The following is a 17,837-nucleotide window of genomic DNA, read 5'->3' as shown; positions in this document are numbered from 1 at the left end:
GGGGGTCAGCCGGCAGCCATCCGGCGGTCGCTGTGCAGTTCGGGGTGCGCGTCGGCGCGGATCCTGAGCAGGACCAGTCCGGAGACCGAGGCGACGATCAGCGATGCGACCGTCCAGGGAACGTGCAGTTCGGAGATCCCGACTCCCGCACCGACGAGTCCCACGAAAAGCAGGCTCCACATGATCGCTTTGACTGGACCGGACCCCATGGCAATGCTCCTTCACCGAGATTACGTACATCCCCCGTGAGTTCTGGTGTGCGCGCAGAACGTTAGCCGCGTCACACTGGGGTCCCTGTGCGACACGTCGAAAACGCTCTTTCCGATACCAATCCGAGACCTGGACCCGTGAGTACTTATTAACCGCGGGCGGTTAATAAGTACTCACGGGGGCGGCTAGATGATGCTGATGGCCCCCTGGGTGGTCGCCGACGCGAGCACCCGCAGGTGGTCGTCGGACCCGCCGAGGGTGTGCTCGATGGCGGTCAGCCGGCTCACGTAGTGTCCGACCGGATACTCGGCCGTCATGCCGATGCCGCCGTGCATCTGGATCGCTTCCTGCCCGATCGTGCGGGCGGAGCGGCCGATCTGCAGTTTGGCGCGCGAGGCGACCACCGGATCGACGGTTCCGTCGGCCAGCGACATCGTCGCGTAGAGACTCATGCTGCGAGCCAGTTCCAGCAGCACGTACATGTCGGCCGCACGGTGCGTGAGCGTCTGGAACTTCGCGATCGGGACACCGAACTGCTTGCGGGTCTTCAGGTACTCGGTGGTCAGCCGCAGCGCCTCCTCCATCGCGCCGACGGCCTCCGCGCCCAGTGCCGCCTGTGCCCGGATCTGCGCGCTCTCGATCGCCGACGACGCGTCGCCGCCCTCACCGAGGGGCTCCGCCGGGGTGTCCGACAGTTCCACCTGCGCGGCCCGCAGTCCGTCGTGGGTCGCGTAGGCGGTGCGGGTCAGGCCGCTGGCGCCGGCGTCGACGAGGAACAGTCCGACCCCACCGTCCGGGAGTGCCGCCGTGACGACCAGTGTGTTCGCGCTACCGCCGTGCGGAACGGGGTTCTTGGTACCGGTGAGGGTCCACGCGTCGCCGTCCTTCTTCGCGGTCGTGGACACCTGGGTCGACGGCCAGCGCACACCCGGTTCCCGATCCGCGAATGCCAGCAGGAGGTTGCCCTCGGACACGTCGGGCAGAATCCGGCGGCGCTGCTCCGTGCTGCCTGCCGCGGCGATCAGGCCGCCGGGGACGAGCACCGCGTCGAGGACGGGTTCGGGCGCGAGGCGGCGGCCGATCTCGGTCATCACCGATGCGACCTCGACCGGTCCGGCGCCCATTCCGCCGTCTTCCTCGTCGAAGCTCAGGCCCAGCAGTCCCACCTCGGCGAGTTGCTTCCACACCTGCGGGCTCCACCCCTGCTCGGTGTCGGTGACGGCGTTGCGCTTCTCCGCGTCGTAGCTGCGGCCCAGCAGTTCACGGGTGGTGTCGCGCAGCAGTTTCTGTTCGTCGGTCAGTTCGAAGTCCATGTCACGCCCTCACAATCCGAGGATCGAGGAGGCGATGATGCTGCGCTGCACTTCGCTCGATCCGCTGTAGATGGAAACCTTGCGGTAGTTCAGATACGTCGGAGTCGTCCGCTGCGCCCAGAGCGGCGAGGAGATGCCGTCACCTGCGGCGAAGGGCAGGGAGTCGGGTCCCGCGACGTCGGTGAGCAGTTCGAGGGTGGCCTGCTGCAGTTCGGACCCGCGCAGCTTCAGCAGCGACGACGCCGGGTTCGGCTTGCCGTCCGCCGAACTGGCCACCACCCGCAGCTGGGTGAGTTCGAGCGCGATGATCTCGTTCTCCAACTCGGCGATCCGGGCGGCGAACAGCGGATCGTCGAGCAGCGTCCCCTCGCCGACCGAGATCTCGGCTGCGCGTTCCTTCGCCTGCGCGAGACGGACTTTGGAGAATCCCAGCCGGGTCACACCGGTGCGCTCGTTGCCGAGCAGGAACTTGGCGTAGCTCCAGCCCTGGTTCTCCTCGCCCACGAGGTTCTCGGCAGGCACGCGCACGTCCTCGAAGAAGATCTCGTTGACCTCGTAGCCGCCGTCGATCAGCTTGATCGGGCGCACCGTGACGCCGGGCGTCTTCATGTCGACGAGGATGAACGAGATACCGGCCTGCTTCTTGGGGGCGTCCGGGTTGGTGCGAGCGAGGACGAAGATCCAGTCGGCGTGCTGCGCCAGCGTGGTCCACGTCTTCTGGCCGTTGAGCACGTAGTCGTCGCCGTCGCGGACGGCGCGGGTCTTCAGCGACGCGAGGTCGGAGCCGGCCTCGGGTTCGGAGAATCCCTGGCACCACCAGATGTCGAGGTTGGCGGTCGGGGGAAGGAACTTCTCCTTCTGCTCCTGCGAACCGAAGGCCGCGATGACCGGGCCGACCATGCTGGTGTTGAACGCGAGCGGCTCGGGCACCGACGCGAGCTGCAGTTCGTCGAGCCAGATGTGCTTCTGCACCGGCGTCCAGTCGCGGCCGCCCCACTCGACCGGCCAGTGCGGCGTCGCGAGACCGTTGGCGTTCAGAATCCGCTGGGACTCGATGAACCCTTCCTTCCCCACTTCTTCTCCACGCGCATACCGCTCGCGGATCTCCGCCGGAATCTGCGTGGTGAAGAACGTTCGCATCTCGTCGCGGAACGCCAGCTCCTCGTCGGTCAAGGCCAGATTCATCGGAATTCCTTCGCACTCGAGGTCGGATTCATGTTCTGGTCCCGACGTTACTCCCTCGTGCGGCTCACAGGTCAGGCGGTGCGGAGGACGATCAGGTACGCACCACCGGCGGCATCGATCTGCGTCTCGACGTTCAGTTCCGGTGCGAGACGGGACAACCTGTCGAGCAACCACGCCGCCGCGTCCTCGGCGTCCGATTTGCCCGGGCACCGCGCCACCGCCACCCGGCCACCCTTGCGGCCGAGCTGTTCGACCACACCGATGATCGGAGCGGGATCGACGACGAACAACCGGTCGGGCCACGGCACGACCGGTTTGACGGCACCCTTCTTGGTGTTGCACGCACGGTGAGCGAGGCGTTCGACGCCGCCCTTCGCCTTGGCCTTCTTCGCGGTGGCGACGCTGTCGATACTGGGGCCGCGCGGATCGTTGACCGACATGTCGGGATCCACCGGTTCGTCACACAGCCAGCAGCGCCACGACTCGCGGTCGCCGACCTCTCGAAGAGTACTCATGGGCGCCAACGCTACCCGTGCGGCTAGACCGGATCGAAGCCGGAAATCAGCCAGTTCTCGCCGGACTTGGTCAGCTCGACGTTGATGCTCGTCGCCGTCACCGCCGGTTCCGGTTTCGCCGCACTGGTGGTGGTCTGGTTGACGAACAACAGCACGGTCGCGGTGTCGGCCGCCACCTCGACCGGACCGGACGCGGCCACCGTCGCCCGGGTGGCCACCTGACTCTCCTTGGCCGCCGGGACGACGACGTCCGTCGTGAACTGGGTGTAGTAGTCGAGGAACTCCCCCGTCAGGCGTTCCTTTGCGGCGCCGACGTCGTTCTCCACCGTGTCCGGCTCGTACGACAGCAGGGCGATCGCGCCCTGCGAAGCGGTGTCGGTGACGGCGGCGCGGACGGTGTCGTCGACACGCTTGTCGGGCCGGTAGAGCGTGAAGTACAGAACCCCCGCCAGCACGGCCGGGACCGCGGTGAGCGCGCCCAGGATCAGGAGGAGTCTGCGCGACTTCGGCGATGCGTCGGTACTCACTGCACGAACCCTGCCTTCACGATCTTGTATGTGCCGTCCTCGAGTTGCATCGTCACGCGCATTCTCTGACCGCGTGGCTCCTCGGCAGCGCCGCCCGCGTTGGACACCTTCTGCGCGACCGCCACGAGCACGTCCGCGGAGTCGCCGTTCTGCGTCTCGATCGCAGCCTGGCGCACCTCCCCCTGGGACTTGACCTTGGCCTCCTGCATGACCGCGATCAGGTCTGCGGACCGGGCTTCGAATTCGTCGCGGAATTCTCCGGCCGAGCCGTCGAGCACCTTCTGCACGTCCTCGTCGGCCCGCTCGAAGTCCATCGTCGTCAGATCGACGACGCCCTGGCGCGCTGCATCGAGGATCTCGGATCTCTGCTGCGCCTCCTGCTCCGCCTGCCGGTGCGTGTAGCCGAAGTAGCCGCTGACCGCGACGAACGCGAGCGTGAGGACGGCCAGAACCACGACACTCGCGGTGACGGCCGGCGTCCGGGCCTGGGGAGCGGCGTCCTCACCGGTGGGCTCTTCCGCCATGGAGTTCCTTTCGTCGTGCCCCGCCTCTGTTACCTGCATCACGTCAGATGCTACCGGGTGGTCATATCAAATATTTTTCGGTGTCATTCGTCGGCAGATCCGCGGGTGCAAAGGCGCGTGGGAGACCCCGCGTACGGTCGGTGATCATTACTGTTGAGGAGAAGGCAGGCGACTCGAAGGGGATCCACGATGACCAGCGATTCAGGCGCACGCAGCCGCGTGCAGTTCGGTGCCGGGGCGACGCCGGAACTCGTCAGTTCCGAGGGACGGACCATCATCGCGGACGCAGTGGTTGCCAAGATCGCCGGTATCGCCACCCGTGAGATCAACGGCGTCTACGACGTCGGCGGCGGCACCGCACGCGCTGTCGGCGCTCTCCGCGATCGGATCCCCGGCGCCCGCGTCAACCACGCCCAGGGCGTCGCCGTCGAAGTCGGCGAGAAGCAGGCCGCCATCGACATCGGCATCGTCGCGGAATACGGCGTCGCACTGCACGAACTCGCGGTCGGCATCCGGCGAAACGTCATCGCGGCCGTCGAGCGCATGACCGGGCTCGAAGTGACCGAAGTGAACATCACCGTCTTCGACGTCATGCTGTTCGACGAATCCGAGGCCGCGTCCGAGCTCGACGGCAAACCGAGGGTGCAGTGACCGGACCACTTCCACCGGACACCCACGCCGAGGACATCTCCGAACGCATCGTCGCTGCCGTCCTCGCAACCCCCGGGGTGGCAGCGATGCACGGCGGCGCGTTCGGTGAAGTCGCGACCTACCTGCCCGGACGCCGGGTGACCGGGGTGACCGTCGGCCCCACGTCCTGTGCCGTCCACCTCGCGGCGCGCTACCCCGCCAACGTCGTCGACACCGCCGAAAGAGTGCGGGCCGCAGTGGAATCGCTGGTGGACGTCCCCGTCGACGTGACCATCGAAGATCTCCTGACAGAGACAGGACAAGCTCAATGAACAGCACAATCACAGGCCTGATCGTCGGGTTACTTCTCGCCATCGCCGGCATCCTCGGTGGTTTCAGCGGATTCGTCTTCGCCGTCCTCCTCGGCGCGCTGGGCATGGCCGTCGGCGCGCACCGCGACGGCCACCTCGATCTCGGCGCCATCCTCCGAAGCCGCGGCCGTGGCTGAACCCTTCACCGCACCCCCCGCCGGTCCCCACGACGACGCGGCGCTCGACGACACCGCCCTGCGCGGCGAACTGGTCATCAAGGAGCGCGCCGTCGTGAAGATCGCCGTCGCCGCGGCGCTCCAGGTACCCGGCGTCGTCAAGCAGTCCGGTGGGCTGTCTCGCCTGACGGGCCGGGAACTGCCCCGAGCCGACGTCTCGACGGGAGCGGGCGCCGTCGCGATCAACCTGTACATCGCGGTGCAGTGGCCGTGTCACCTCGACCTCGTCAACCGCCGGCTCCGCGCGCAGGTACACCATCAGGTCGAGCAGATGACGGGCATGCCGGTCATCGAACTCAACATCGTGGTCGTCGGAACGGAATCCGCAGCCCCCGAAGACAGTTCGACCGAAAGCCGCTACTCCGAACAAGGCGACCCGGCCGTGCCGCCCGCCCCGGTGGCACCCATCCGGCCACGCACGCCGCGTGCGACTCCGGCCGCCGTGCCCGCCGCAATCATCGTCGCCGTCGGGGCCCTCGGTCTCGCGGTCGTTGCGGCGCGTGAGCTGCTCATCATGCGCGGCACCTTCGCCAACGCGCCCTGGATCCGCAACACCGTGCAATGGCTGGGCCGGCTGCACTGGTCCGAGTGGATCGTCCCCGCTGCGGCAGGCGCGATCGTCCTGGGGGTCGTGTTCATCGTCGCGGCCCTCAAACCGCGGCCGCGCACCCACCTGCCGCTCGCCGTAGGTGACACCCCGATCGTCTGGCTGCGCCCCACGGACCTCGCTCGCAATTCCAGTAGCCACGCCAAGACCGTCCCCGGGGTGCTGTCGGCGCACACGACGGTCGACCGCAAGCACGTCACCGTCCGCGTGGTGCGCACCGAATCGACACCCGCCGGCGACGTGGCCATCTCCGTCCGCGAGGCGGTGGAACCGACGCTGTCGCTGCTCGGCACGTCCCCCGAACTCCGAGTGCAGGTGAAGCCGTGAGACATCGGACCGCCGCCGTCAACCGGCTCATCGTCCTGATCGTCGGGCTCGCGCTTCTCGGGTTCGGCGCCTACGCCATGGCCTGGGACCTCCAGGTTCCGATCGTCCGCGAATGGGTGTCGCGGTACGACCGCGCGCGCGTCACCGCACTCCCCGACCAGGACTGGTGGGGCTGGGCGCTCGCCGCCACGGTCGTCGTGGGACTGGTCTTCGGGATCGTGCTCCTCGCCCTGGACCTCACCCGCCGACGCACGTCCCCCGTCGCCGTACCTGATCGCGAATCGGGCACCTACGTGACTGTCGACCTCGGCTCCCTCGCCAACGGGGTCGCCAGTGAACTCTCCCAGTATCCCGGAGTCCGGCAGACACGCGCTCGCGCCGTCATCGAACGCGGCCTCCCCACCCTGTCGATCGTCGTGACCGCCGACCCCACCCTCGACATCTACGACTTCACGCGCAAATCCGAGGACGTCGCGTCGTGGGTCGCATCGACCCTCGGTGGTGAAGAGGTCGCCACCCAGGTCCTGCTCCACCTCGACCGCGCCGACCACCCGGTGCACGTCGAAAGCTGACGCGGGGCGTGGGAGTACCTCGACGCGTTCGCCGCGGAAGGTGGGCTGCTCGGTCTCGGACCGTTCGACGACCCGGCGAGCAACCGGTCCATGGCGATCTTCAGCAGCCGCGAGCGCGCAGAACAATTTATCGCGCGCGACCCGTTCGTCCTCGAAGGCATCGCGCATCCCGGCGACATCCGAGAATGGGATGCGTTGAACTACCGCTGAAGTCCGTACCCCGAAAACGCCAATGGCGCCCACCCCGGAGGGTGAGCGCCATTGGCGTTGGTGGAGCTAGATCACTTGTTGATCTTCGTGACCTTGCCGGCGCCGACGGTACGGCCGCCTTCGCGGATCGCGAAGCGCAGGCCCTCGTCCATGGCGACGGGCTGGATCAGCTTGACGGACATCTCGGTGTTGTCACCGGGCATGACCATCTCGGTGCCCTCGGGCAGCGTCACAACGCCCGTCACGTCCGTGGTACGGAAGTAGAACTGCGGACGGTAGTTGTTGAAGAACGGCGTGTGGCGGCCGCCCTCGTCCTTGGACAGGATGTACGCCTGGCCCTCGAACTCGGTGTGCGGGGTGGTGGTGCCGGGCTTGACGACAACCTGTCCACGCTCGACATCTTCGCGCTTGATACCACGAACCAGCAGACCGACGTTGTCACCGGCCTGGCCCGAGTCGAGGAGCTTGCGGAACATCTCGATACCCGTGACCGTGGTCTTGGTCTTGGTTTCCTTGATGCCGACGATCTCGACGTCCTCGTTGACGTTGATCACGCCACGCTCGATACGACCGGTGACGACGGTGCCACGACCGGTGATCGTGAAGACGTCCTCGACGGGCATGAGGAAGGGCTTCTCGGTCTCGCGGACCGGGTCCGGGATGGACTCGTCGACCGCAGCCATGAGCTCGAGGATGTTCTTGGTCCACTCGGGGTCGCCCTCGAGCGCCTTGAGTGCGGAGACCTTGACAACCGGAGCGTCCTCGTCAAACTCCTGCGCAGCGAGGAGCTCACGGACCTCCATCTCGACGAGCTCGATGATCTCGTCGTCGTCCACCATGTCGGCCTTGTTCAGGGCGACGAGGATGTACGGCACGCCGACCTGGCGGGCGAGCAGCACGTGCTCACGCGTCTGGGGCATCGGGCCGTCGGTGGCCGCGACCACGAGGATGGCGCCGTCCATCTGCGCCGCACCGGTGATCATGTTCTTGATGTAGTCGGCGTGACCGGGAGCATCGACGTGCGCGTAGTGGCGCTTCTCGGTCTGGTACTCAACATGCGAGATGTTGATCGTGATACCGCGAGCCTTCTCCTCAGGAGCCTTGTCGATCTCGTCGAAGGCCGAAGCCTCGTTGAGATCCGGGTACGCGTCGTGCAGAACCTTGGTGATGGCCGCGGTCAGCGTGGTCTTGCCGTGGTCGACGTGACCGATGGTGCCGATGTTCACGTGCGGCTTCGTCCGCTCGAACTTCGCCTTCGCCACTGTGTGTCCTCCTGGACTGATTGATGCTTGCGGTATGCAGCAGTGCGGTTGTTATTACTGGGTCGTGCTTCGGCCGGCTGGAACCGAGGTTACTCGCCGGTCGCCTTGGCGATGATTTCCTTCGAGACGTTCGCGGGAACCTCTGCGTAGGAATCGAACACCATGGAGAAGTTCGCCCGGCCCTGGGTCTTCGACCGCAGATCACCGATGTAACCAAACATCTCCGAGAGCGGAACCAGCGCCTTCACGACACGGGCACCACTGCGTTCCTCCATGGCCTGGATCTGGCCACGGCGGGAGTTCAGGTCGCCGATCACATCACCCATGTACTCCTCGGGTGTGGTGACCTCGACAGCCATGAGCGGCTCGAGAATGACCGGGCCGGCCTTGCGGGCGGCTTCCTTCAGCGCCTGCGAACCGGCAACCTTGAAGGCCATTTCCGACGAGTCGACGTCGTGGTATGCACCGTCGAGCAGCGACAGCTTCAGGTTCACCAGCGGGTAGCCGGCAAGAACGCCGTACTGCATCGCGTCCTGCGCGCCTGCATCCACGGAAGGGATGTACTCGCGAGGGATGCGGCCGCCGGAGACCTTGTTCTCGAACTCGTAGGTGGCACCGTCTTCGCCGACGAACGGCTCCAGCGCGATGATCACCTTGGCGAACTGGCCCGATCCACCCGTCTGCTTCTTGTGGGTGTAGTCGTGCTTCTCGACCTTCTTGGTGATGGTCTCGCGGTAGGCGACCTGCGGCTTGCCGACGTTGGCCTCGACCTTGAACTCGCGACGCATACGGTCGACGAGGATGTCGAGGTGGAGCTCGCCCATGCCGCCGATGACGGTCTGGCCGGTCTCCTCGTCGAGCTCGACGGAGAACGTCGGGTCCTCTTCGGCGAGCTTCTGGATCGCGGTGCCCAGCTTCTCCTGGTCGGACTTGGTCTTGGGCTCGATCGAGACCTGGATGACCGGGTCCGGGAAGCTCATGGACTCGAGCACGATCGGCGCGTCCTGTGCACACAGGGTGTCACCGGTCGTCGTGTCCTTCAGACCGATCATCGCGTAGATGTGGCCGGCCACGGCCTCGTCGACCGGGTTCTCCTTGTTGGCGTGCATCTGGAAGAGCTTTCCGATGCGCTCCTTCTTGCCCTTGGTCGCGTTCATGACCTGGGCGCCCGGATCGATCCGGCCGGAGTACACGCGGACGAACGTCAGCTTGCCGAAGAACGGGTGCGAAGCGATCTTGAAGGCCAGAGCCGAGAACGGCTCTTCCTTGCTCGGCTTACGCGTGAGGATCTCTTCTTCGTTGCCCAGGGCGTGACCCTGAACCTCGCCGATGTCCAGCGGGTTCGGCAGGTAGTCGATGACCGCGTCGAGCATGGGCTGAACGCCCTTGTTCTTGAACGCGGAACCACACAGCACCGGGTACAGCTCGGAGTTGACCGTCATCTTGCGGATGGCGCCCTTGATCTCCTCGACGGAGAGCTCCTCGCCGGCGAAGTACTTCTCCATGAGCTTCTCGTCGGACTCGGCGACCGTCTCGAGCAGCTTCTCGCGGTACTCGGCAGCCTTGTCGGCGAGATCGGCCGGGATCTCCTCGATGGTGGGCTCGGCGCCGATGGCGACCGTGCCACGCCAGGTGACAGCCTTCATCTCGACCAGGTCGACGACACCGTCGAAGTCGTCCTCGGCGCCGATCGGCAGCTGGAGAACGAGCGGCTTCGCGCCGAGGCGGTCGATGATGGTCTGGACCGTGAAGTAGAAGTCCGCGCCCATCTTGTCCATCTTGTTGACGAAACAGATGCGCGGAACGTCGTACTTGGCGGCCTGACGCCACACCTGCTCCGACTGGGGCTCGACGCCCTCTTTGCCGTCGAACACTGCGACGGCGCCGTCGAGCACGCGGAGCGAACGCTCCACCTCGACGGTGAAGTCGACGTGGCCCGGCGTGTCGATGATGTTGATCTGGTTGTTGTTCCAGAAGCAGGTCACCGCGGCAGAGGTGATCGTGATGCCGCGTTCCTTCTCCTGTTCCATCCAGTCCGTGGTCGAGGCACCGTCGTGCGTCTCACCGATCTTGTAGTTGACACCGGTGTAGAACAGGATGCGCTCGGTGGTCGTGGTCTTGCCGGCATCGATGTGCGCCATGATGCCGATGTTGCGGACCTTGTTCAGGTCGGTCAGCACTTCCTGTGCCACAGGATTCTTCCCCGCTCGTAGCTCGTGTATCGGGTGTCGGCCTCCCCGGTGTTCCACCAGCGGGGCCATTGTCTCGAGTTGTAGATCAGCCGGTCCCCGGTAGGGGCCCGACGTGCGACGACGCCGGAGCAGTCACGGTAGGTGACTGCTCCGACGTGACGTCACCAGCGGTAGTGGGCGAATGCCTTGTTGGCTTCGGCCATCTTGTGAGTGTCCTCACGGCGCTTCACAGCGGCACCCAAGCCGTTGCTGGCATCGAGGAGCTCGTTGGCGAGACGCTCGACCATGGTCTTCTCGCGGCGCTGCCGGGAGAAGGTCACGAGCCAGCGGAGCGCGAGGGTGGTGGAGCGGCCCGGACGGACCTCGACCGGCACCTGGTAGGTGGCGCCACCGACACGGCGGCTGCGGACCTCGAGGGCAGGCTTGACGTTGTCCAGTGCGCGCTTGAGAGTGACGACCGGATCGGTGCCGGTCTTCTCGCGCGCCTGCTCGAGTGCTTCGTAGACGATGCGCTCGGCGGTGGACTTCTTGCCGTCCAGGAGAATCTTGTTGACGAGCTGCGTCACCAGGGGCGAACCGTAGACCGGGTCGTTGATGAGCGGACGCTTCGGAGCGGGGCCCTTACGTGGCATTAGCTCTTCTCCTTCTTGGCGCCGTAGCGGCTGCGGGCCTGCTTGCGGCCCTTGACACCCTGGGTGTCGAGCGAGCCACGGATGATCTTGTAGCGCACACCGGGGAGGTCCTTCACACGACCACCGCGGACGAGCACCATCGAGTGCTCCTGCAGGTTGTGACCCTCGCCCGGGATGTAAGCGGTGACCTCGACGGAGCTGGTCAAGCGCACACGCGCGACCTTACGGAGCGCCGAGTTCGGCTTCTTCGGGGTGGTGGTGTACACGCGGGTGCACACGCCACGACGCTGCGGGCTGCCCTTGAGGGCTGCCGTCTTGACCTTCGCGGTCTTGTCGCGGCGGCCCTTGCGGACCAGCTGGTTGATGGTTGGCATTTACCGGCTTTCTTCGTGTTGAACAGACTGCTCTGGACAAGCAACCTTGGCTGTTCTGAAATTAGGGATCTAGCAGTTGGGGCAAGAGAGCTGCTGCCCCTCACCCGCACCTCGAGCTGCACCCGAGGTCGGGTGTGTCGCATACCCCCACACAGGCAGCCGGATGCTCGTTCCATGCAGGAATCTGCACGAACGCGCGCACGGCAATACCTCGCTAGGCACACAGATCGGCCCGGGCATGCCGGACACGACCCACAACGATACCCGGCGGCGCGCCGGAAGGTCAAAGTGGGCTGGCAGTGGTAAGGGCTGACCTGCGATGTGGGGTGCTGCTCGGAGCTGTCGGTACGGACACGGGCACATCAACTACTCAGATTGAGCGTCAGATCCGCAAGCGTCGATGCCGCTTCACACGGGTCTGCCGCCCCCGTCTGGAACTGTACCCACCAGCCGACGACGCCCGCGGAGGGTGATCCGACCGTCACTCCGCACGCCCCCGGATCGCCGGGGGGACGCATCACGACGGCCTTGCGCCCCTGGATGGTGGAGGACTCCACCGTGTAGCCGAGCTTCTCGCCGGTCGACTTCTCCGTGTCGAGAGAACCCGTCTCGAACCAGTTGAACGTCACCTTCACGGGACCGTTGGCGCCGACCGCGTCCCAGCGGCAGATCGCGCCGAAGAAGCCCCGTTCGATGGCGTCGGCGCCGACGGTCTGGGCGATCTGTTCGTCGGCGACGGCGTTGCACTCCTCCAGCAGGGCCGTGAACTGTTCGGTGTCACCGGACGAGGACGCCCCTTCAGCCCTGGGTGAGCCCTCGATCGTCGACCCGCACCCCGCGATCAGCCCGACCGCGGTGGCCGCGGCCAGCACCCGAACCGCACGCCACGTCCCGCCGTTCATCACTCCCCCGCTCATTTGGCCCTCGACACGCTGAGTTCGGCGAGATCGCGCGCCACCGTGCACGGGTCCGCCGCGGGTTGCGCGTCCGCGTACATCACCGACCAGTGGACGAAGTCGCCCCCGAACTCCACGCCGAGTTCACACAGAATTCCTTCGGACGATGCGATGAATCCGGGGTGCCCCTGGATGTCGATGTCGGTGGCCGGCCTGCCGATCAGCTCGGAACCTGCCCGCTCGCGGCCGATGGGACTGCCGCGGTACCAGGAGAACGTCACGCTGGGACCGCCTATTCCTGCGGTTTCCCACTCGCAGCCGACGGAATTTCGCGTCACGCCGGTGAAGGGCGGCATCCCGAACGCCTTCGCGACCTCGTCGTCGGTGACCGAACCGCACTGACCGAAGAACGGGCCCGGATCGGTCACCTGCGGGAGTTGCTGCGCGGCAGGCTCGGTACCGGAATCGTCTCCGTCTCCCCCACAGCCGGCCAGACCGGCGGCGACGGTGATCAGGACGAGCGCTCCCCATTTCCGGCCCATGGTCGGTGACTCTACCGATCCCCGCGCTCTTTGCCCGGTCAGTCGAGAACGGCCGCGTCCAGCATCGGCGGCTGTACCGACTGACCGCTCCGCGGGTGTGCCGACTGGCCGCTCCGCGGCTGTCCGGACGGTAACGCCGCATCCAGCTGCGCCGCCCACTGCCGCACGATCTCCGCTCGTCGTTTGGAGTCGTCCGTGAGCACGTCGGCGAGGCCTAGTCCGCGGGCGAGATCCAGGGTGGCCTGGACGAGCCGGTGCGCCACCGGATCGGCGTCGTCGAATCCGAAGTGTTCGACGGCGGTGCGGTGCGCGATCCGCCCGAACCGTTCCTCGAGCGGCACGATCCGGGCCCGGAGTTCGGGGGCGGCGGCCGCGGCCGTCCAGACCTGCAGCGCCGCCTTGAACAGGGTGCCCGTGTAGTAGTCGACGAGCCGCGACACCACGGCCTCGGTGCGCCCCTCCCCGGTCGGCAGGTCGGTGGCCTCGCGCCGGGCCTGCTCCATCCGGGCATCGAACATGACCTCGAGCGCTGCGGTGATGAGGTCCTCGCGGGTCGGGAAGTGGTGCTGGGTCGCGCCGCGGGACACCCCGGCGCGCTGGGCGACGAGGCTCACCGTGGTGGCACCCCAGCCCAGCTCGGCGAGGCAGTCGATGGTGACCTCGAGGAGATGCCCGCGCGTGACCCGGCTACGGTCCTGCTTCGGTTCGCGGGTCATGTGTCACTTCCTCTCGTCGCGCTGCGCGCCCGTGAGTGCTCGACGAGTCCTGAGACTCGTCAACCACGCACGGGGCCGGAGGCCCATCTCGGCGGCCGCTTCTGCAGGAACGCCATCATGCCTTCCCGCGCCTCCTCGGATTCGAACAGCCTCGCCGACTGGGCGGTCAGCTCGTCGGTGTAGCGGTCGAAATCGGCGAGCACACTGCGCGTCGTCAGGGTCTTCGACTCGGCCAGGCCCTGCGGCGACGCCTGCCTCAACTGGTCGAGCACTTCCTCGACGGTGTCCTCGGGATCCTCGGCGGACTCGCTGATCAGCCCGATGGCCTCCGCCTCGTGGGCACCGAACTTCTCGCCCGTGAGGAGGTAGCGGCTCGCGGCGCGCGAATCGATCCGGGGCAGCACGGTCAACGAGATGATCGACGCGGCGAGTCCGAGCCGGACCTCGGTGAGCGCGAACGTGCTGCGCGGGCCGGCGACGGCGATGTCGCAGGCCCCGACCAAGCCCATGCCTCCGGCCCTGACGTGACCGTCGATCCGGGCGATCACCGGCTTGGGCAACTCGACGATGGCCCGCAGCAGGTCGGCCATCTGCCGGGTGCGCGAGCCGACGTCGCCGGACGTCTCACTCAGATCCGCGCCGGCGCAGAACGTGCCGCCGGTGTGGGTGAGGACGACGCCTCGGACGTCGTTGTCCGCGGCGGCGTCCCGCAATCCCTGCAGCAGTTCGTCCACGAGCCTGCCGGAGATCGCGTTCCTGTTGTGGGGCGAATCGAGGGTGAGGGTGGCGAACCCCCGGTTCACCTCGTACCGGACGTACCGGTCGGCTTCCACGTCGGTCATGTGCTGTCCGTTCGACATCAGTACGACTTCGGCAACCCGAGCGAGTGCTGGGAGACGAAGTTGAGGATCATTTCCCGGCTCACCGGGGCCACTCGTGCGATGCGTGCCGCGCCGAGCATCGCCGCGAGACCGTATTCCTTGGTCAGGCCTGCGCCGCCGTGTGTCTGGACGGCCTGGTCGAGTGCCTTGATGCTGGCCTCGGCGGCGGCGTACTTGGCCATGTTGGCGGCCTCGGCGGCGCCGAAGTCGTCGCCGCTGTCGTAGAGGACGGCCGCCTTCTGCATCATCAGCTTGGCGAGTTCGAGTTCGATCTTGATCTGCGCCAGCGGATGCGCGATGCCCTGGTGCGCGCCGATCGGCTCCTTCCACACCGTGCGTTCCTTCGCGAACCGCACCGCGGCGCCCAGCGCGTAGCGGCCCATGCCGATCGCCATGGCGGCGCCGAGGATGCGTTCGGGGTTGAGACCCGCGAACAGCTGCATCAACGCCGCATCGGCCTCGCCGACGAGGGCGTCGGCGGGTAGCCGGACGTCGTCGAGGAACAGCATGAACTGGTGGTCGGGCTCGACGATATCCATCTCCATCGGCGTCTTCACGAAGTTCGCGGCGTCGGTGGGGACGATGAACAGGGCAGGTTTCAGCTTGCCGGTCTTCGAGTCCTCGGTCCGCGCGACGATCAGCACGGCGTCGGCCTGGTCGACCCCGGAGATGTAGATCTTGTTCCCCGACAGCAGCCAGTCCTCGGCTTGACCATCACCCCTCGCTTCGCTCGACCGGACCCGACGCGCGGTGGTCGTGATCTGGTGCGAGTTCGAACCCGCGTCGGCCTCGGTGATGCCGAACGCCATGATCTTCGAACCGTCGGCGAGGCCGGGGAGCCAGGTCTGTTTCTGCTCCTCGGTGCCGTACTTGTCGATGATCGTGCCGCAGATGGCGGGCGACACGACCACCAGCAGGAGGCCAGCGCCGTGGGCCGCGAGTTCTTCCTGGACGAGGGCGAGTTCGTAGATGCCTGCGCCGCCGCCCCCGTATTCCTCGGGGAGATTGACGCCGAGGAAGCCGAGTTTGCCCGCCTCGTTCCACAATTCGGTCAGCGGTTCACTGCGCCGCGCCCGGGGCAGCACGTAGTCGACGTAGTTGAATCGCTCCCCGAGCCTCGACACGGAGGCGCGGAGTTCCTTCTGTTCTTCGGTCTCGATGAAGCTCATGACACTCCTTCAGGCTGCGCTGCTTCGACTACTGCCAGGACCGTTCCCACGTCGACCTGCTGACCGGCGGTCACGGAAAGTTCGGTGAGGACACCGGAAGCCGGCGCCTTGATCGTGTGTTCCATCTTCATCGCCTCGAGCCACACGATCGGCTGACCGGCGGTCACGGAGTCGCCGGCCGCGGCGCCGAGGCGGATGACGGAACCCGGCATCGGCGCGAGTAGCGACCCCTCGGCGACGACGGCGCTCGGATCGGTGAATCGAGGTGCGGCGTGCAGGCTCACCGGGCCCAGGGCGGAGTCGACGAACACGTCGTCCCCGTACCGGGACACCTCGAACGAGCGGCGCAGCCCCGCGACGTCCAGTGCGACGTGCCGCGCCGTGGCCGACACGAGCGCGACGTCGTCGAAGCCCTCGGCCTTCAGCCCGTACCGTGTGAGCAGGTACCGGATCTCGATGTCACCGTCGGTTCCCGTGAACGTCTTGCTCTGCGGCGCGGACGCCAGGTTCCGCCATCCGCTGGGCAGCGAGGTGTTCACGGTCGCGACGTCGCGGTTGTGCGCGGCGTCCGCGAGTGCGGCGGCCAGCGCCGACAGTCGCTCGGTGTCGGCCGAGGCCAGCGGGCGCGCCAGCACGTCCAGCCCGTGTGTGTCGAAGAAGGCGGTGTCCGTGTCGCCGGCAAGGAATGCCGGGTGGCGGAGCACGTTGACGAGGAGGTCGCGGTTGGTGCGCAGTCCGTGGATCTGCGCGCGGCTCAGGGCCGCTGCCAGCCGCGTGGCCGCCTGCGTGCGGGTGGGCGCGAACGAGATGACTTTCGCGAGCATCGGGTCGTAGTGCACGCCGACGGTGGATCCGTCGACCACACCGGAGTCGAGGCGGATGCCCGGGGTGCGGAGAACGTCGAATTCGACCGCGTCCCCGGGCAGGTCCAGGCGGTGGACCGGTCCACTCTGTGGCTGCCAGTTCTGCGCCGGATCCTCGGCGTACAGCCGGACCTCGATGGAATGGCCGGACACGGCGGGCGATTCGGCGCCGAGCGCCTGCCCGGACGCCACCTGCAGCTGCAGTTCCACGAGGTCGAGGCCAGTGGTGCATTCGGTGACCGGGTGTTCCACCTGCAGCCGGGTGTTCATTTCGAGGAAATAGAAGTCACCCTGGTCCGGGTCGTCTCCCCCTCGCTCCGCTCGACCGGAAGCCAGGAACTCGACCGTTCCCGCACCCTCGTAGTCGATGGCCTTCGCCGCGAGCCGGGCGGCCTCGAACAGTCGCTCGCGCATCCCGGGGACCGCATCGACCAACGGTGACGGCGCCTCTTCCACCACCTTCTGGTGCCGCCGCTGGATGGAGCATTCACGCTCCCCCACCGCCCAGACGGTTCCCTGCCGGTCGGCCATCACCTGGACCTCGATGTGCCTGCCCGTTTCCAAGTAGCGCTCGCAGAACACGGTCGGGTCGCCGAACGCCGACTGCGCTTCGCGGCGGGCGCCTTCCAACTGTTCCGGAAGGTCCGCGAGCTCACGCACGACGCGCATGCCGCGTCCGCCGCCGCCTGCGGACGCCTTGACGAGTACCGGCAGGTCCGCTTCGGTGACGGCACCCGGATCGAGTTCGGCCAGCACCGGGACTCCGGCGGCGGCCATCATCTTCTTGGACTCCACCTTCGAACCCATCATCTCGATGGCGGGCGCGGGCGGCCCGATCCACGTCAGCCCCGCGTCGTGGACGGCGCGCGCGAAGTCCGCATTCTCGGAGAGGAACCCGTAGCCGGGGTGGATGGCATCGGCGCCGGCGAGCAGTGCCGCCTCGATGACGAGGTCACCGCGCAGGTACGTGTCGGCAGGACTGTTGCCCGGCAACCGGACCGCGGTGTCGGCCTCGGCGACGTGCGGGCTGAGGGCGTCGGCATCCGAGAACACGGCGACGGTCCCGATGCCTGCGCGGCGGCAGGTGGCGAAGATGCGGCGGGCGATCTCACCACGATTGGCAACCAGTACGGACTGGATCAT

Annotated in this window: 21 protein-coding genes and 1 pseudogene; 6 read left to right on the top strand and 16 right to left on the bottom strand. The window is 67.0% G+C overall.

The genetic code is table 11. The features are described 5' to 3' along the window. Positions 1-5: 5 nt before the first annotated feature. The 6 genes from QM806_RS08475 to QM806_RS08450 all read right to left on the bottom strand — a co-directional run bounded on the left by QM806_RS08475 (position 6) and on the right by QM806_RS08450 (position 4,274). On the bottom strand, positions 6-209 hold the full coding sequence (locus QM806_RS08475; RefSeq protein WP_005252231.1) for a hypothetical protein: 204 nt from the start codon (positions 207-209) through the stop codon (positions 6-8). Between the two features lie 186 nt (positions 210-395). Then, entirely contained in the window at positions 396-1,523 is a 1,128-nt protein-coding gene (locus QM806_RS08470) for an acyl-CoA dehydrogenase family protein (RefSeq protein WP_005568313.1), read from the bottom strand. Between the two features lie 9 nt (positions 1,524-1,532). Then, the gene (locus QM806_RS08465) at positions 1,533-2,708 is read right to left on the bottom strand and encodes an acyl-CoA dehydrogenase family protein (protein ID WP_005568314.1); all 1,176 of its coding nucleotides are present in this window, start codon (positions 2,706-2,708) and stop codon (positions 1,533-1,535) included. 71 nt (positions 2,709-2,779) lie between these two features. Continuing rightward, a complete protein-coding gene (locus tag QM806_RS08460; RefSeq protein WP_283291034.1) occupies positions 2,780-3,223 on the bottom strand; it encodes a hypothetical protein in 444 nt (147 codons plus the stop codon). Between the two features lie 23 nt (positions 3,224-3,246). After that, the gene (locus tag QM806_RS08455; protein ID WP_169692695.1) at positions 3,247-3,750 is read right to left on the bottom strand and encodes an Rv1363c family protein; all 504 of its coding nucleotides are present in this window, start codon (positions 3,748-3,750) and stop codon (positions 3,247-3,249) included. Further along, a complete protein-coding gene (locus tag QM806_RS08450) occupies positions 3,747-4,274 on the bottom strand; it encodes an Rv1363c family protein (protein WP_005568317.1) in 528 nt (175 codons plus the stop codon). The genes QM806_RS08455 and QM806_RS08450 overlap by 4 nt, the downstream gene beginning before the upstream one ends. Before the next feature lie 189 nt (positions 4,275-4,463). Here QM806_RS08450 and QM806_RS08445 point away from each other — a divergent pair, with 189 nt between their 5' ends. From QM806_RS08445 to QM806_RS41350, 6 genes and pseudogenes are all read left to right on the top strand, one after another. Next, positions 4,464-4,925, top strand: a complete 462-nt coding sequence (locus QM806_RS08445) for an Asp23/Gls24 family envelope stress response protein (RefSeq protein ID WP_005252221.1) — start codon at positions 4,464-4,466, stop codon at positions 4,923-4,925. Beyond that, positions 4,922-5,236, top strand: a complete 315-nt coding sequence (locus QM806_RS08440; protein WP_005252220.1) for an Asp23/Gls24 family envelope stress response protein — start codon at positions 4,922-4,924, stop codon at positions 5,234-5,236. The genes QM806_RS08445 and QM806_RS08440 overlap by 4 nt, the downstream gene beginning before the upstream one ends. Beyond that, positions 5,233-5,412, top strand: a complete 180-nt coding sequence (locus QM806_RS08435; RefSeq protein WP_005252219.1) for a hypothetical protein — start codon at positions 5,233-5,235, stop codon at positions 5,410-5,412. Before QM806_RS08440 ends, QM806_RS08435 begins: the two co-directional genes overlap by 4 nt. Then, positions 5,405-6,385, top strand: a complete 981-nt coding sequence (locus QM806_RS08430; RefSeq protein WP_169692694.1) for a DUF6286 domain-containing Asp23/Gls24 family envelope stress response protein — start codon at positions 5,405-5,407, stop codon at positions 6,383-6,385. The genes QM806_RS08435 and QM806_RS08430 overlap by 8 nt, the downstream gene beginning before the upstream one ends. Continuing rightward, positions 6,382-6,957, top strand: a complete 576-nt coding sequence (locus tag QM806_RS08425; protein WP_133984946.1) for an Asp23/Gls24 family envelope stress response protein — start codon at positions 6,382-6,384, stop codon at positions 6,955-6,957. Before QM806_RS08430 ends, QM806_RS08425 begins: the two co-directional genes overlap by 4 nt. Before the next feature lie 21 nt (positions 6,958-6,978). Further along, positions 6,979-7,167, top strand: a pseudogene (locus QM806_RS41350) (YciI family protein); the annotation flags it as partial. Positions 7,168-7,238: 71 nt separating this feature from the next. Here QM806_RS41350 and tuf read toward each other — a convergent pair. The 10 genes from tuf to QM806_RS08375 form a co-directional block, all read right to left on the bottom strand. Continuing rightward, a complete protein-coding gene (gene tuf, locus QM806_RS08420; protein ID WP_005252203.1) occupies positions 7,239-8,429 on the bottom strand; it encodes an elongation factor Tu in 1,191 nt (396 codons plus the stop codon). Positions 8,430-8,518: 89 nt separating this feature from the next. Continuing rightward, positions 8,519-10,621 carry an elongation factor G gene (gene fusA, locus QM806_RS08415; protein ID WP_005258137.1) on the bottom strand — a complete coding sequence of 701 codons (2,103 nt, stop codon included), beginning with the start codon at positions 10,619-10,621 and terminating at the stop codon, positions 8,519-8,521. A gap of 161 nt (positions 10,622-10,782) precedes the next feature. After that, positions 10,783-11,253, bottom strand: a complete 471-nt coding sequence (rpsG, locus tag QM806_RS08410; RefSeq protein WP_005252199.1) for a 30S ribosomal protein S7 — start codon at positions 11,251-11,253, stop codon at positions 10,783-10,785. After that, positions 11,253-11,627: a 30S ribosomal protein S12 gene (gene rpsL / locus QM806_RS08405; RefSeq protein ID WP_005252198.1), complete on the bottom strand. Its 375-nt coding sequence runs from the start codon at positions 11,625-11,627 to the stop codon at positions 11,253-11,255. The genes rpsG and rpsL overlap by 1 nt, the downstream gene beginning before the upstream one ends. Before the next feature lie 362 nt (positions 11,628-11,989). Beyond that, positions 11,990-12,529, bottom strand: coding sequence for a DUF3558 domain-containing protein (locus QM806_RS08400; RefSeq protein ID WP_005258138.1), 540 nt, complete (start codon positions 12,527-12,529; stop codon positions 11,990-11,992). 11 nt (positions 12,530-12,540) lie between these two features. Beyond that, a complete protein-coding gene (locus tag QM806_RS08395) occupies positions 12,541-13,065 on the bottom strand; it encodes a DUF3558 domain-containing protein (RefSeq protein WP_054245451.1) in 525 nt (174 codons plus the stop codon). Positions 13,066-13,103: 38 nt separating this feature from the next. Further along, on the bottom strand, positions 13,104-13,781 hold the full coding sequence (locus tag QM806_RS08390; RefSeq protein WP_283291030.1) for a TetR/AcrR family transcriptional regulator: 678 nt from the start codon (positions 13,779-13,781) through the stop codon (positions 13,104-13,106). 59 nt (positions 13,782-13,840) lie between these two features. Next, entirely contained in the window at positions 13,841-14,641 is an 801-nt protein-coding gene (locus QM806_RS08385) for an enoyl-CoA hydratase family protein (RefSeq protein WP_005258141.1), read from the bottom strand. Then, positions 14,641-15,831, bottom strand: a complete 1,191-nt coding sequence (locus QM806_RS08380; protein ID WP_169692692.1) for an acyl-CoA dehydrogenase family protein — start codon at positions 15,829-15,831, stop codon at positions 14,641-14,643. The genes QM806_RS08385 and QM806_RS08380 overlap by 1 nt, the downstream gene beginning before the upstream one ends. Beyond that, on the bottom strand, positions 15,828-17,837 hold the full coding sequence (locus tag QM806_RS08375) for an acetyl/propionyl/methylcrotonyl-CoA carboxylase subunit alpha (RefSeq protein ID WP_169692691.1): 2,010 nt from the start codon (positions 17,835-17,837) through the stop codon (positions 15,828-15,830). The genes QM806_RS08380 and QM806_RS08375 overlap by 4 nt, the downstream gene beginning before the upstream one ends.

The sequence above is a fragment of the Rhodococcus sp. IEGM 1351 genome (assembly GCF_030056875.1).
GTDB classification, from domain to species: domain Bacteria; phylum Actinomycetota; class Actinomycetes; order Mycobacteriales; family Mycobacteriaceae; genus Rhodococcus_F; species Rhodococcus_F opacus.
Note: the sequence above shows the minus strand (reverse complement) of the source record. Positions and strands in the feature narration are given on the sequence as shown.